This is a genomic window from Chryseobacterium hagamense (genome assembly GCF_007991455.1).
Classification (GTDB): Bacteria; Bacteroidota; Bacteroidia; order Flavobacteriales; family Weeksellaceae; genus Chryseobacterium; species Chryseobacterium hagamense.
On sequence record NZ_BJYJ01000001.1, the window covers coordinates 141,319 to 156,413 of the forward strand.

Below are 15,095 nucleotides of genomic sequence, written 5' to 3' on the forward strand. Positions count from 1 at the left end.
TTTCATTTTTGAATTAGAACTATATTTCTTATTTTTGGCCAATGGAAAATTTTATCGTATCTGCAAGAAAATATCGCCCCCAGGAGTTTGATACTGTTGTCGGGCAGTCTCATATTACGGATACTTTAGAACATGCAATCGGAGAAAACCAATTGGCCCAGGCTCTGCTGTTCTGTGGACCCCGGGGCGTCGGCAAAACTACCTGTGCCCGTATTCTGGCCAGGAAGATCAATGAAAAGGACGGCTCCGTTTCCGAAGACGGATTTGCCTATAACATCTATGAGCTGGATGCCGCATCCAACAATTCCGTGGATGACATCCGGGAACTGATCGATCAGGTACGTTACGCACCGCAGACCGGTAAATACAAGGTCTATATCATCGATGAGGTGCATATGCTCTCTTCTGCTGCATTCAATGCTTTCCTTAAAACCCTTGAGGAACCGCCTGCACATGCCATCTTTATTCTGGCTACAACCGAAAAACATAAGATTATTCCAACCATCCTGTCAAGATGCCAGATCTACGATTTTAAAAGAATTGTCATCGAAGATATCCAGGGACATTTAAGGTCCATTGCCCGGAAAGAAGCTATCCGGTATGAGGATGATGCGCTGTATTTAATTGCCCAGAAAGCCGATGGAGCATTAAGGGATGCCCTTTCCATCTTCGACAGGCTTTCCACCTTTTCGCAGAAAAACATCACATTAGCCAAAGCGGCGGAAGTCCTGAATATTCTGGATTATGATCAGTATCTAAAAATCGTCGATTTAGCCAAAGAAAATAAAATCCCCGAAGTCCTTTTTGCCTTCAACGAAATTGTAAAAAAAGGTTTCGACCCTCATATTTTCATTGCAGGGCTGGGAAATCATTTCCGGGATCTGATGATGGCGCAGAATGCTTCTACCATCGAGCTTATTGAAGTCGGCGAACAGACGAGGACAAAGTTTGTGGAGCAGGCACGGAAATGGAATCCGCAGCAGCTGATCGATGCCGTTGAAATCAGCAACCACGCCGATATCAATTATAAAAATTCAAAGAACCCGAGGCTTACCGTAGAAATTGCTCTGATGCAGTTGGCTTCCTTAACGGCTGATCCAGGCGTTGCTAAAAAAAAAAGTTCTTAATTCTCCCGCCGTTTCCTGAAAAGACAGACGACGTTAAAATTCCTGAAAGCCGGGAAATCAAAGAAATAAAAGCGAAAACTACATCGCCCGGACCGGCAGATGCTATTAAAGCTCAGTCCGCTGAAATAATTACAAAAACCACCAAGCCGCTTACCAGGCAGGCTGTTTCTTCGGGGTTCAGCGTCAACGCTTTCCTGAATAAGGAAGAACCTGTAGCAGAGGAAAATACAGCGGTTGAAAAAACCGGGGATCTTCCGCAAAGCCATTTTACCGAAACTGATCTCCAGGCAGAATGGAGCATCCTTCTGAAACAGCTTCAGCGTAAAGATACCTTTGTATTCAATGCCATCAAAACATTCAAGCTTCTGAAATCCGGTGAAAACCAGATTACGGTTTTATTTCCGTCAGACTCTGCAAAGGTGGAATTCGATAAAGTAAGCCGCGAATTTTTCAATCATTTCAAGACGAAAGTCCATAACTTTTCCATTGAGGTCGTGTATAAAAGAGATACCGAAAACCTGAAAATTGAAGTAATGACAAAGAAAAAGATTTTTGAAAAATTTGCAGAAAAAAATCCGCTGCTGAAAGATCTAGATGATCTGCTGAAGTTCGATCTTACTTAACAGAATGTCTGAAATAATCAGATTTAAAGATTCCGAACAAATGTATCAAAGTTATGGCGCGTTTTCAAACCTTTTGGCTTTCATCATTCAAATGGCGATTTTTTCAAAAACTGATTTTCTACAGGTTGCATGAAAAAAGATCCGGTTGAAAATTGATATTTAAATAAATTTTATATATTTGTCTGGTATTTGATCAGGCAATTGTTTTTCAGATCAGTACATTTTATAAACAAAGAGCCAGGAACAGACGATCCGCAATGGAAAAATTAACCCATTCATACCAGTCTTTTTTCGCATCCGCTGATGAATTTTTCGGCGGTGGTTTCAGCATTTTGTTTACCAGTTTTAGAAATTTCAGAAACTATTATCGATTTTATTATTGGTATTGCTAACTGAATTTCTTTCCAAAAAATAATGGGATATTGATTTCTTCAATTCCTTTTTCCTTAATAAATAATTTTTTAACGGCAGTTTTTTGAAAAGAATTATAAAGTAATTTTATAATGCTTTCTGCTATGTACTCAATATAAAACAAAAAAATAAGTAAGAATAATGGATTTAAAAGAATTAAAAAGCAGCTGGACGGATGCATTTTCCCAACCCATCATGATCGCAGGACCCTGCAGCGCGGAGAGTGAAGCCCAAATGCTGGAAACTGCCAGGAGAATACGTGAAACCCAGGCCAATGTACCGATTTTCCGCGCAGGAATCTGGAAACCGAGGACAAAGCCTAACGGATTTGAAGGTGTAGGCGTAATAGGGCTCAACTGGCTGAAAAAAGTGAAAGAAGAATACGGTTTCAAAACAGCAACCGAAGTAGCCAATGCCCATCACGTTTTTGCCGCCCTGGAAGCGGATGTGGATATTCTCTGGATCGGTGCCCGCTCTACTGTAAACCCTTTTACCGTACAGGAGATTGCCATGGCTTTAAGAGGAACTGATAAGCCCGTCCTGGTGAAAAACCCGGTAAATCCGGATCTGGCTTTATGGATCGGTGCGCTGGAGCGTCTCCTGGGGCAGGATATTAAAAACCTGGGGGTAATCCACAGAGGGTTTTCCACATACCAAAAAACAAAATACCGGAATAATCCGAACTGGCAGATTGCCCTGGATTTCAAGAGCCAGTTCCCGGATATCCCGATGCTGATCGATCCTTCCCATATCTGCGGAAACAGAACCGGCCTTGCGGACATTACCCAGGAAGCCATGAACGTAGGTTACCAGGGTGCAATTATCGAAACCCACTGCAGTCCGGATGAAGCATGGAGTGATGCTTCCCAGCAGATTACCCCGGAAGTCCTGGCCGGACTGATCGGGAACCTGAAGATGAGAAACCCCGGTGTTGAAGGCTTTGAAGGTGATATGGGTAGGCACCGGACCCTGATTTCGGATATTGATTTCCAGCTGATCGAACTGCTGTCCCAAAGGATGAAGATTTCAGAAAAAATCGGTAAGCTGAAAAAAGAAAACGACATTGCCATCTTTCAGCCGGACCGTTGGAAGGTGATTACGGAATATGCCAATCAGAAAGCCATCGAAACAGGAATGTCTCAGGAATTTATAGAAAAATTATTCAAGGCCATTCATGAAGAATCGATTGAGGTGCAGAACAGCATTATGATCAACAGATAATTGAATTTGTGCGTTTGAGAGTATGGAAGTGTGAGAGTTTGAGAGTGTCTATGCGTATAAATGTATACGGGTGTATGGGAGTAGGGAAGAACGAAATTTTAACCTGAGGGTATGAAAAACTGATATTCTCCAACTCTCAGACACTCTTACTCCCAAACCTGAACCGAATTCCTTATATTTGCATCATCTTATTATATGAAAGGAAAAATCATTAAATCTACAGGGAGCTGGTATCAGGTTTTGGAAATGGAAACCGGGCGAATTTTCGAGGCAAGGATCCGCGGAAAATTCAAACTGATCAAAACCCGTCTTACCAATCCGCTTGCTGTGGGGGATTTTGTGGAGTTCCAGCTGGAACAGGACGATATTGCCTGGATTACGAAAATTGATCCGCGCACCAACTATCTGATCCGGAAATCCGTCAATCTTTCGAAAGAAGCACACATCATTGCCTCGAATATAGATCTGGCGTGCTTTATCTTTACCTTAAAACATCCGGAAACTTCACTTGGTTTCCTGGACAGGTTTCTCGCCTGTTGTGAGGCCTACAACATCTCTCCTCTGATTCTGTTTAATAAGATGGATGTTCTTAATGACGAGGAAATCGAGACCGTAAAAGATATGGAGTTCCTTTATCATGAAATCGGATACGGCTCCCTGGAAATTTCTTCCTATTCAGGATTGCATCTCAGCCAACTGAAAGAGCTTCTTCAGGACAAAACGTCCGTGTTTTTCGGACACTCCGGATGCGGGAAATCAACATTGGTTAATGCTCTGCAGCCCGGACTTAATCTGAAAACTTCTGAAATTTCCGATACCCATCTGAAAGGGAAGCATACCACAACTTTTGCCCAGATGCATTTCTGGGATTTCGGCGGCAACGTGATCGATACCCCGGGAGTACGTGAGTTTGCCATGATTGATATCGATAAGGAAGAGGTACAGCATTATTTTCCGGAAATCTTTAAAAAGAGAGAAGAATGCAAATACCACAACTGTCTTCATATCAATGAGCCGAAGTGTGCCGTTATCGAAGGACTGGAAACGGGTGATATCCAGTATTCCCGGTACTCAACCTATATTAAACTGATGGAGGAAGCGGAAGAAGCGGCCCAGAAATAATCCAACTGTCATTTAATCCTACCTCGTTACTGGAGACTGATTCTGTAGGATCTTCGAAGACAGATACATTCCTGCTGAGTATAAATTTTCCGTTGCAAAACTCCGATCTAAAAAATTTTACTGATTCCTGAGTCTAATGTGAACCCGCAGAGGCGCTGAAATTAACAAGCAGGAAGAGGGAAGCTGGATGCCATAGGTTTCTCCTTTCAGAAATAGGTTCTAAAGTCTTGATAATTAAATTAAATCTTTGTCATTCCATCAGACGGTATTCTTATTTGATACTGAATAAATAAACCTGGTTTCATTTTTCAACCATAGTCAAATTTATATTGTTTAAAGTCGCGAAGGGATGATCTTTATAAAAAATAGGATAGAATCCGATCAGAAGCACGCATCGCTTATTCATTTTATCTGGGGATTCTACTGAAAATCCTGACTGAATTGACTCTAATCTTATTTTTGAATCAAGTGAATGGCTGAATATGATTTAGATCCAATCTATTTACATTATTCTACGGTCCGGACTTTTTTTTTCTGACAAGGAAATTTAATAGAGTTCTGTTTATTTTTATTATCTGATTTGATTTATGCTGGCAGCAATTTTTGTTAAACAATAGTTTAATTATTAAGAAGTCAGAGACCTGGGTTACAATTTTGGGGAATTTTGGATATAAAAAACCCAGCCGAAGCTGGGTAAAAACTAATAACCATGAAAACTCAAATTAAACATGAGAATCGTAATAGTAGTAACAAATCCTGTGCCAAAGTTTTGTCTTTATTTTCTTAACAAATGTTATATTTATGTTAAAAATTTTTTAAAATTAAAAAGACAGGAATTTTTTGTATTTTTGCGCCATTAAAAAAAATATCTATTTTATGTCTAACATTACATTCACTATGATTAAGCCTGATGCAGTTGCAGACGGACATATCGGTGCTATATTGGGTAAGATCGCAGAAGGAGGTTTCAAGATCAAAGCGATGAAGTTGACACAGCTTACGGTAGCTGATGCAAAAAAATTCTACGAAGTACATGCTGAAAGACCATTCTACGGAGAATTGGTAGATTTCATGAGCTCAGGACCTATCGTTGCTGCAGTTCTTGAAAAAGACAATGCCGTTGAAGATTTCAGAACACTGATCGGTTCTACCAATCCTGCAGAAGCTGCTGAAGGAACCATCAGAAAAATGTTTGCAAGAAGCATCGGGGAAAATGCCGTTCACGGTTCTGATTCTGATGAGAATGCGCTGATCGAAGCCCAATTCCATTTTTCAGGAAGAGAAATTTTTTAATAACATTCAATTGATCATAAAGAAATCCGGAGAATTTTTCTCCGGATTTCTTGGTTTATAAAGTGTCTGATTTATGTTTTTTAGTATTCCGGTACAAGCAGAATCTGGATTAAAAAACCGGAGGGAGGAAGAGATGCTGGAATTAAATTAAAAAATTTAATATAATGTGGTATTACGTAGAAATACGTAAATGTATTTTCCGTGTTTTTACGGATAAAATTCTGTGTATTTATTCTCATCTTTACGTCAGCATTAGAACAAAAGGAAAATTTAAGCATTAAAGTTTTCTAAGAAACTAATAACCATTACAGGCTCAAATTTTCACAAAGAAGAAGGCAGTTCTCCCTTGAACTGCCTTTTGTGCATTCTATTTTTAAAAAATATTAAATCTTCATCAGCTCGATGGTCCGCTCCGGACTTTCTGCAGAAAATACGGCATTTCCGGCAACCAGCACATCGGCTCCGGCTTCAAAGAGTTTCGCTGCATTGTCTACATTTACCCCGCCATCCACTTCAATTAAGGCTGTCGAATTATTGCTCAGGATCAGGTCTTTGGTCTCCGCAATTTTCTTGTAGGTATTTTCAATGAATTTCTGACCGCCAAATCCCGGGTTAACACTCATTAAAAGAACAAGATCAACATCGGCAATGATGTCTTCCAGCATCAGAACCGGAGTGGAAGGATTTAAAACAACCCCTGCCTTTGCCCCCAGGTCCTGAATATGATGGATGGTCCTGTGGAGATGGGTGCAGGCTTCATAATGCACGGAAACCAGGTCGGCTCCCTGTTTTATGAATTCTTCGACGTACTTTTCGGGTTCCACGATCATCAGATGGACATCGACAAATTTCGTGGCGTGCTGCTGAACCGTTTTCATCATGGGAAACCCGAACGAAATATTCGGGACGAACCTTCCGTCCATGACATCCACGTGGATCCAGTCGGCCTGGGATTGATTCAGCATTTCAATATCTCTCTGCAGGTTCCCGAAGTCTGCGGCTAAAAGGGAAGGAGCAATAAGCTTGGTTTTCATTTTTACTTTTATACGGTATTAGAATGGATTGACCACCGGTAAATAATAAATGAGAATAACTGAAAAGACAGTTATTTCAATGGCAGTCAACCTGATATGATTATTTTAATGGTCAGCAGCCGGTATGCGATAAACAGTACCACAGTAACCACGCTGAAAAACTCCCATCATCGCCAGGATCATCTTATAAGCCGGGCCAATGGAGTGGATCAAACCATTTGTACACAATAAGAAAGAAAACATAAGCAAAATACAATGCAGTCATTATATAGACGAATGTCGGCTTTCTTACAAAGTGCCTGAAAAAGCCTTTCAACCTAGTGATACTTCAGCTTCATTTCCGGCTTGATTTCGAGGATGGTTTCGTAAATAAGCTGAATAACATTTCTGACATCTTCTTTTGCAACCATCTCTACTGTAGTGTGCATGTAGCGTAAAGGTAAAGAAATCAATGCACTGGGAACCCCGCCATTCGAGTGGGCAAAGGCATCCGTATCCGTTCCCGTTGCGCGGCTGGCGGCTGCCCGCTGGAAAGGAATGTTCCTTGCTTTGGCTGTCTGAATAATCAGTTCGCGGATGGTATGATGTACGCTCGGTGCAAAGAAGACCACCGGTCCGGCTCCGCATTTCTGGTCGCCTTCTTTTTTCTTCTCAATCATCGGGGTGGTGGTGTCATGGGTAACATCGGTTACGATGGCGATATTGGGCTTAATGGTATCGGCAATCATATCCGCACCGTATAATCCCACTTCTTCCTGAACGGAATTCGTAATGTACAGGCCGAAAGGAATTGTTTTTTTATTTTCTTTTAGAAGCCTCGCCACTTCCGCGATCATGAATCCGCCGATGCGGTTGTCCAGGGCCCGGCAGACAAAATACCGGTCGTTCATTTCAAAGAATTCATCCGGATAAGTGATCATACAGCCTACGTAAATCCCCATATCCTCGACTTCCTGTTTGGTCGTAGCACCACAGTCGATAAAGATATTTTCGATTTTAGGAGTAGGTTCGTTCTGGTTTGTCCGGGTATGAATGGCCGGCCATCCGAAAACCCCCTTTACAATTCCCTTTTCCCCATGGATGTGAACGACTTTTGACGGGGCAATTGTCTGATCGGAACCTCCGTTTCTGATCACATAGATCAGGCCGTCATCCGTAATATAATTTACATACCATGAGATTTCATCGGCATGGGCTTCAATAACCACTTTAAATTCAGCATCCGGATTGATGATTCCGTAGCAGGTTCCGTAGTGATCCACTTCCACCTGATCGACGTAGGGACGGATATAATCCATCCAGATCTTCTGCCCTTCGTGTTCGTATCCGGTAGGGGATGACGTGTTTAAATATCTCTCTAAAAATTTCAAAGATTTCTTTTCAAATTTCATAAAAAAGGAATGATTTTTGCGTTCAATTTTTGTTCTAATAAGTGTAAAAATAATGAAATTTAGTAAGATTATTTGTCTTTTCCTTTTCTTTTTTGGGGTAAGCATTTTCGGTCAGAAAGATTCGGTCATTGCCAAGCCGTTAAGCCAATATCCTCAGGAATTGCTGAAAACAGACGAATTCGGAAACAAATATTTTTATGATGAGCGGCAGAAGGCCAAGATTTATGAGATCAACGGCGAAACGGTGGTGGTAATGGATGAGCTGGTTCTTCTGAATAAACCGAAATTCAATAACCAACTGGACCGGAATTATTATTATTTCCTGAATAAAAAACTTTACCGGGTATATCCGCTGTTTGTTACTGCTTTACAGCAATACCGCGATATCCAGGGTGAAATGACCAATCTGGATGATAAATCCAAAAGAAAATACATCCGTGACCGTCAGAATATCCTGGCCGACCAGTATGAAAAACAGCTCAGGGATCTTACCACCACCGAAGGACAGGTATTTGCCAAACTGATGAACCGGGCCACCGGCAAAAACGTTTACGAGATCATCAAAGAATTAAGAGGCGGATGGAGTGCGTTCTGGTGGAATGTAAAAGGTAAAATGGCTGATATCGACCTGAAAGACCAGTACAACCCGCATCGCAACCGTACCGATGAATATCTGGAATCGCTGCTTCAATCCAATTGGAATTCCGGTTACCTGCAGCCTTATCCGGGAGCCAGTACTTTCAGGGTACCGAAATAATAAAATATGAAATATAAAATTCCTGTAAGAGCACTTACAGGAATTTTTCTTTTAATTTATCAAAAACCATCCGGTCTACCGGTAAAGGAAACGGATTGTCCGGCCTGTCGATATCCACCCATTCGGTTCTCTCAATACACGGATCAAGGATCAGGAAGTCCTGTTCGTTGACGATATTGACGATATAGTAAATGGTGAGTAACTGTTCGTTTTCCCTGAATCGCGAGACAAGAAAGCCTTCCTGCGTATAAAAATGCTCTACAATTTCTATTTTTACATTCAGCTCTTCATCGAACTCACGGTGCAGGCATTCAGTAACGCCTTCGCCGAATTCCAGTCCGCCACCCGGGAACTTCATCAAAGGTTCGCCGGCATATTCTTCAAACAGGGCCAGTACTTTCTTATCTTTCACCGCACAGGCGTATACCCTGATGTTGATCTTATCTATCATATCTAATATTTGGTTAAGGCTAAGGTAGGAATTTTAGCTGAAATGAACAGATGGTAGATTTTTGAAGTTAATGTCCGGCAATAAGATCCCATTTTAACTATTTAAAAGTTTATCCACACTATTAAATGTAAATCCTGGCTATATCAGATCAGGAGGCCGGTAGGTGAATTGTAGTGCCGGAAGGTTATTGATCACATAAAGCAAAGCCCACCTTCATATTCTGAGAACCTTATCGGATCTTAACGGTTCAAATGGAAATTCTGCCAATTAAGTTTAATATAACATGAATTCAAGGAGGAACATGCATTAAGCGGCTTGAAGACGGACGCCGGAATTTTCTCTTGTCAAATATAGGATGAAAGGTCTAATTCATCAAACTGATTAAAGTCCTGAGGGGACGGTTTGGTACAGGATAGGATAAAATCCTTTCAGAAGCGAGATCCGTTTATTCGTTCTATCAGGATGAATGGTATTCAAAATCCCGGCTGAATCATTCTAATTTTATTTTTGAATTGAATAATCAACTGAATATGATGTCTGTACGTTCGAATTCACATTAAAGTAATTGTCCTGCATCTTACATTTTAACCGCATTGATCATCTCCCGTTTTCCGGGAGGACCCTGTTTTTTTTCCACCCGGAAATCCAGGTCCTGCAGAATCCTTCTTACACTGCCTTTAGAGGAATAGGTCGTTAACAAACCGTTAACCGCCATTTTGTCAGAAACCATTTCAAACAGGGGCTTTTCCCAAAGATCCGGCTGAACCCTCGCGCCGAAGCAGTCATAGTACACAAGATTGATTTGAGGTAAGTCTGTGTCTTTCAGGGTAAAAAAGTCACATTCGATCTTTTTCAGGTGAAAGCCTTTAATGATTTCCGTTGATTTTTCCCACTCAGCCCGATGAATTTTCTGATAAATATTCCTGAATTCAGGGTTATCAAAAAGCTCAAAGTAGGCCAGATCGTCAATTTCCGACTGGTTTATGGGATATTTTTCAAGCGTAAAATAATTGATGATATGATTTTTGTCAGTTTTTAAATATTCATTAATTGTTACCAAAACGTTCAAACCTGTTCCAAAACCGAGTTCTAAAATATTAATTTCATAATCATTTATCAGATTTAATCCGTTTTTAATAAACACATGTTCTGCTTCCTGTAATGCACCATGGTGCGAATGGTAGTTTTCATTCAATTCGTTGATAAATAGCGTTTTACTGCCGTCTTTGGTAGTCTTTATTTCTCTTTTCAAGTGATTTTTTTACAAATTTACTCTAAAATTTTTATATTTAGAAAATTATATTAAATTTGTAGAACCTCATAAAAAATTTTAGAAATGATAATTCAAAAAACTGAAAACTCCCGAATTTCTACATTCGATCCCAACAACTTTTCATTCGGAAACACATTCATCGATCATATGATCATCTGTGAGTATGAAGACGGAAAGTGGGGTGATGTAAAATTGGTTCCTTATGGTCCTTTACAATTTACGCCTGCGATGATGGGGGTAAACTACGGACAGGCTTGTTTTGAAGGCATGAAAGCCTATAAAGACAAAGACGGACAGGTTTTCCTTTTCAGGCCTGAAAAGAATTTTGAACGTATCAATAAATCGGCGAAACGTCTTGCCATGCCGGAAGTAACGGAAGAAATGTTTCTGGACGGACTGAAAGCCCTGGTGGATGCAGACCGCAACTGGATCCCTTCAGGAGAAGGAATGTCCTTATATATCAGACCACTGATTTTCGCAACGGAAGAGGCACTGAAAGCAAGGGTGGCCAATAAATATATGTTCGCCATTGTGGCAACGCCTGCCAAAATGTATTATACGGAACCGGTTTCCGTAAAAATTTCAGACCACTATTCCAGAGCGGCAAGCGGTGGAGTAGGTTCGGCCAAAGCAGCAGGAAACTATGCCGCTTCATTCTATCCGACCCAACTGGCCATTGAAGAAGGCTACGAGCAGATCATCTGGACGGATGATGCTACCCACGAATATTTTGAAGAAAGCGGAACCATGAATGTCTTCGTGAGAATCAACGATACGATTTATACGCCGCCGACTTCCGAGAAAATCCTTGACGGGGTTACGAGAGACAGTTTTATCCAGCTGGCCAATAAAAGGGGAATTGAAGTAAAGATCGAGCCTATTAAAGTAAAAGATGTTATCGAAGCGCAGAAAAACGGTACCCTTAAAGAAGTCTGGGGTGTCGGAACGGCAGTGGTAACCACTGTTTTCCAGGCATTGGGCTATAACGGTGAAAAGCTTGAACTTCCGAGATTATCAGACGAAGAAAGCTTCGCGGTAGTCCTCAAAAATGATCTGGTTGACCTTCAGACCAACCTTTCCGAGGATCCTTTCGGATGGAGGGTAAAAGTAGACCATGTTTTGGAAACCGTTTAATCGGAATATAAAAGATAAGCAGAGGCCGGGAATTTTTCCGGCCTTTGTTTTTTGCAATGGCTGCAGTGAAAATCGCTAAACTTTGGCGGCAAGTTTTGTTAATGATTCCCGAAATGTGTATTTTCGCAAAAGTTTATGAAAAAAATACTCTTCATATCGGTACTGGGTTTAATGGGATGCAGCAAGAATGCGCAGACCCATCCTCCCGTAGGCGGCGTCCTCAGCAAGAATGATCTTGAAGTTTCACGCAACAGGATGCGGAATCTCAACAGTATGGAAAGAACACAGATCCAGGACTGGATCAACGGGCAGCCTACAAAATTTTATCCTACCCAGCTGAACTACTGGACCGATGCGCAGGGATTTGATCAGAGGCAGAGAAGGCAGGACAACAGCCTGATTTCCTATTCCTATGATCTTTACGACTTCGACCAGACCAAAATTTATGATCAGCCAGTGGCAAGGAAAGATGCCAAATTCGGGCATTTTGATGAAATGAAAGCGGTAGAGGATGCTTTGCGCTTTATCCGCGATGGTGAGGAAGTAACCCTTCTGGTACCTTCAGCTCTGGCTTACGGAACCTATGGCGACGAAAAGAAGATCGATAATGATATTCCTTTAATCATAAAATTAAAAGCATTATAATCCATGAAATTGTTTAACAAAAATATAATTCTGGCAGCGGCAAGTGTTTCGCTGATGAGTTGTACACCAATTTATAAAAAAATGAACGTAGACAAAGAAACTTACGAAGGTCTTAATGACGGACTTTACGCAAACCTTCAGACCACAAAAGGCAATATGATTGTTAAGTTTGAAGACAAGAAAGCCCCTGTAACCGTAGCGAATTTTATCGGGCTTGCAGAAGGGAAGATCGATAACAAAGCAAAGGCAAAAGGAGTACCTTATTATGACGGGACTATTTTTCACCGTGTGATCAGGGATTTCATGATCCAGGGGGGAGATCCTCAGGGAACGGGAATGGGAGATCCGGGATATAAATTCGAGGATGAAAAGAATGACCTGAAGCACACCGGAAAAGGAATTCTTTCCATGGCGAACTCAGGACCGAATACCAACGGTTCCCAGTTCTTCATTACGGAAGTAGCTACTCCCTGGCTGGACGGAAAACATACGATCTTCGGAAAAGTAGTAAAAGGAGAAGACGTGATCGATACGATCGCCAATGTAGAAAAAGGACCTCAGGACAAGCCTAAAACCGATATCGTTTTAGAAAAGGTCTCGATCTTCAGCAAAGGAGACGAGTACAAAAACTACGATCCTGCAAAAACTTTCACTGAAGGAAAAGCAAAAATTGCTGAAAACAACAAAGCAGCCGCTGCAAAAGAAGAGGCTGACAGAAAGAAAAAGGAAGAAGAATTCAAAGCGAACCAGGAGAAAATGGTAGAAGACCTGAAAGCAGGAATGCAGAAAACGGAATCCGGACTGTATTATAAGATCACAAAAACAGCCGACGGCAAAGCACCGAAAGCAGGTGACAACGTTTCCATACACTATGCAGGAAAACTGGTTGACGGTACCGAATTCGATTCATCATTTAAAAGAAACGAGCCGATTGAAATTCCGATCGGAATGGGAAGAGTGATCAAAGGCTGGGACGAAGGAATCCTTTTGTTGAAAGAAGGAGAGACAGCTACTTTACTGATCCCGCCGGCAATGGGCTACGGAGAAAGAGGTGCAGGGGGAGTGATTCCGCCAAATGCATGGCTGGTCTTCGATGTGGAGCTTGTAAAAGTGAAATAATCTGAATTTTATACTGAGAAAGCCGTCCGCAGGGATGGCTTTTTTAGCAACCGATATACCAAATAACCATGAGAAATAAATACCTGTTGGTAATCCTTATGCTGGCCTCTTCCAGAGCATTCAGCCAGATCAGCTTTTTACCTTATGAAAATAAATGGACGGAGTCCTGGCCTGAAGTCGTAAAAATAGGAGATGTAAATAATGACGGACGGAACGATGTGGTTCTGGGGCTTCAGGCCTACGGTTCGAGCATCAACAATCATTCTATCCTGGTCTATCTGCAGAATGCTAACGGAACACTGGACCCACCGGTCCGTTATCCTTACGCAAGCGACTATAAAATCATCGGGTCCATCGACATCGGGGATCTGAACCAGGACGGTAAAAATGATATTATTGTCGGGATCAAGTCGCCGTCTTCCTTTTACGGAGTATTTTACCAGAACGCAGCAGGAGCGCTCGATCCCATCATTACCACTCCGCTTATTGAAACCCTGGAACGGGTTCGGATTGCCGATATGAACCGTGACGGAAGAAACGATATCATCCTCTCCACCTGGCAGAATATCCAGGTTCTGTACCAGCAGAATACAGCAGGAACCTTCCAGGGAATCAGCATTCCCAAGCCGGCGAATGCCTACGTCTATCCGGCTCCGATGATGGAAATTGCCGATATGAACAACGACAGCAGCAACGATCTGGTAATCCATATCCCGAACCTCAAAAAAGTATACACTTATTTTTCCACCGGGAATACCATGAATCCGAATCCTGTGGTTTTTGATGCAGGCCAGACTTATGACGGGATGACGCTTGGCGACGTGAACAATGACGGAAAGCAGGACCTTCTTCTGTGCCGGGGACCGAACGGCACTTCAAAGATCAGGATTCTTCATCAGGTTACCGGAAGCACTTTATATGCAGACCAGGGTGAAATGCCGGCTTATGAACTTCCCGATGCCTTACGGGTAGCCGATCTTAATAACGACGGTAAAAATGAGATCATTGCCGTACACGGAGGCTGGAGCCGGGTAACGACTTATTCGCAGAACGGCTTCGGTAATTATGCAAACGGTTATCAGCTGTTTCCGGTGGCTTATGCCAGCAGCTACAATGAAGACGGGCTTGCGGTTGGTGACATCAACAGTGACGGGAAGAAAGACATTGTCATCGCCGATTACAATGTAGGGCTGGATATTTTATACAATACCAGTGCAGCCCTGTCGGTACAGGAAACAGAAAAGATCCATGATGTAACACTTTACCCCAATCCGGCGACTGATTTTATAAGAATAAAAGGAGAAGTGCAGAACAGCAGGTACGAACTGTATGATGCCTCCGGAAGAATGCTTGCTTCAGGAACCATGAACGGAAATGAGATCGACATCAGAAACCTGCCCACCGGAAAATATGTACTTGGATTTTATGCGGTAAAAGCTACCGGACGTGTGATGACTTCTTTTATTAAAAAATAAGATCAGAATTTTTAACCTT

The 15,095-nt window shown here is 41.8% G+C and carries 14 protein-coding genes; 10 read left to right on the forward strand and 4 right to left on the reverse strand.

Going from position 1 to position 15,095, the window contains the following annotated elements; all coding sequences use genetic code 11:
- Positions 1-41 precede the first annotated feature (41 nt).
- The 5 genes from dnaX to CHA01nite_RS00565 all read left to right on the forward strand — a co-directional run bounded on the left by dnaX (position 42) and on the right by CHA01nite_RS00565 (position 5,797).
- Positions 42-1,127: a DNA polymerase III subunit gamma/tau gene (gene dnaX, locus CHA01nite_RS00545; RefSeq protein ID WP_146939271.1), complete on the forward strand. Its 1,086-nt coding sequence runs from the start codon at positions 42-44 to the stop codon at positions 1,125-1,127.
- A gap of 194 nt (positions 1,128-1,321) precedes the next feature.
- Positions 1,322-1,750 carry a DUF8439 domain-containing protein gene (locus CHA01nite_RS21140; RefSeq protein ID WP_507762370.1) on the forward strand — a complete coding sequence of 143 codons (429 nt, stop codon included), beginning with the start codon at positions 1,322-1,324 and terminating at the stop codon, positions 1,748-1,750.
- A 552-nt stretch (positions 1,751-2,302) separates the two neighbouring features.
- Positions 2,303-3,382 carry a chorismate mutase gene (locus CHA01nite_RS00555; protein WP_146939273.1) on the forward strand — a complete coding sequence of 360 codons (1,080 nt, stop codon included), beginning with the start codon at positions 2,303-2,305 and terminating at the stop codon, positions 3,380-3,382.
- A 195-nt stretch (positions 3,383-3,577) separates the two neighbouring features.
- Complete coding sequence (rsgA, locus tag CHA01nite_RS00560) at positions 3,578-4,504, forward strand: ribosome small subunit-dependent GTPase A (RefSeq protein WP_146939274.1); 927 nt, start codon at positions 3,578-3,580, stop codon at positions 4,502-4,504.
- A gap of 876 nt (positions 4,505-5,380) precedes the next feature.
- Positions 5,381-5,797 carry a nucleoside-diphosphate kinase gene (locus CHA01nite_RS00565; RefSeq protein WP_146939275.1) on the forward strand — a complete coding sequence of 139 codons (417 nt, stop codon included), beginning with the start codon at positions 5,381-5,383 and terminating at the stop codon, positions 5,795-5,797.
- Between the two features lie 383 nt (positions 5,798-6,180).
- Here the strand turns inward: CHA01nite_RS00565 and rpe are convergent, their stop codons facing one another.
- Together rpe and chrP are read right to left on the reverse strand one after the other, a co-directional pair.
- Positions 6,181-6,831, reverse strand: coding sequence for a ribulose-phosphate 3-epimerase (gene rpe / locus CHA01nite_RS00570; protein ID WP_146939276.1), 651 nt, complete (start codon positions 6,829-6,831; stop codon positions 6,181-6,183).
- A 317-nt stretch (positions 6,832-7,148) separates the two neighbouring features.
- A complete protein-coding gene (chrP, locus tag CHA01nite_RS00575) occupies positions 7,149-8,222 on the reverse strand; it encodes a chryseobasin maturation metalloprotease ChrP (RefSeq protein WP_146939277.1) in 1,074 nt (357 codons plus the stop codon).
- Positions 8,223-8,274: 52 nt separating this feature from the next.
- On the opposite strand from chrP, the gene CHA01nite_RS00580 reads away from it, so the two are divergent.
- Positions 8,275-8,979, forward strand: coding sequence for a DUF4294 domain-containing protein (locus CHA01nite_RS00580; protein ID WP_146939278.1), 705 nt, complete (start codon positions 8,275-8,277; stop codon positions 8,977-8,979).
- A 34-nt stretch (positions 8,980-9,013) separates the two neighbouring features.
- Here CHA01nite_RS00580 and CHA01nite_RS00585 read toward each other — a convergent pair whose 3' ends face one another.
- Together CHA01nite_RS00585 and mnmC2 are read right to left on the reverse strand one after the other, a co-directional pair.
- Positions 9,014-9,430 (reverse strand): NUDIX domain-containing protein, encoded by a 417-nt coding sequence (locus tag CHA01nite_RS00585; RefSeq protein WP_146939279.1) that lies wholly within the window; start codon positions 9,428-9,430, stop codon positions 9,014-9,016.
- A gap of 577 nt (positions 9,431-10,007) precedes the next feature.
- Complete coding sequence (gene mnmC2, locus CHA01nite_RS00590) at positions 10,008-10,682, reverse strand: tRNA (5-methylaminomethyl-2-thiouridine)(34)-methyltransferase MnmC2 (protein WP_146939280.1); 675 nt, start codon at positions 10,680-10,682, stop codon at positions 10,008-10,010.
- Between the two features lie 84 nt (positions 10,683-10,766).
- Between mnmC2 and CHA01nite_RS00595 the strand changes: the two genes are divergently transcribed.
- The 4 genes from CHA01nite_RS00595 (at position 10,767) to CHA01nite_RS00610 (ending at position 15,076) form a co-directional block, all read left to right on the forward strand.
- Complete coding sequence (locus tag CHA01nite_RS00595; protein ID WP_146939281.1) at positions 10,767-11,837, forward strand: branched-chain amino acid aminotransferase; 1,071 nt, start codon at positions 10,767-10,769, stop codon at positions 11,835-11,837.
- A gap of 135 nt (positions 11,838-11,972) precedes the next feature.
- Positions 11,973-12,482 carry an FKBP-type peptidyl-prolyl cis-trans isomerase gene (locus CHA01nite_RS00600; RefSeq protein WP_146939282.1) on the forward strand — a complete coding sequence of 170 codons (510 nt, stop codon included), beginning with the start codon at positions 11,973-11,975 and terminating at the stop codon, positions 12,480-12,482.
- A gap of 81 nt (positions 12,483-12,563) precedes the next feature.
- Positions 12,564-13,601 carry a peptidylprolyl isomerase gene (locus CHA01nite_RS00605; protein ID WP_228458304.1) on the forward strand — a complete coding sequence of 346 codons (1,038 nt, stop codon included), beginning with the start codon at positions 12,564-12,566 and terminating at the stop codon, positions 13,599-13,601.
- 68 nt (positions 13,602-13,669) lie between these two features.
- The gene (locus CHA01nite_RS00610) at positions 13,670-15,076 is read left to right on the forward strand and encodes a T9SS type A sorting domain-containing protein (protein ID WP_146939283.1); all 1,407 of its coding nucleotides are present in this window, start codon (positions 13,670-13,672) and stop codon (positions 15,074-15,076) included.
- Positions 15,077-15,095 lie beyond the last annotated feature (19 nt).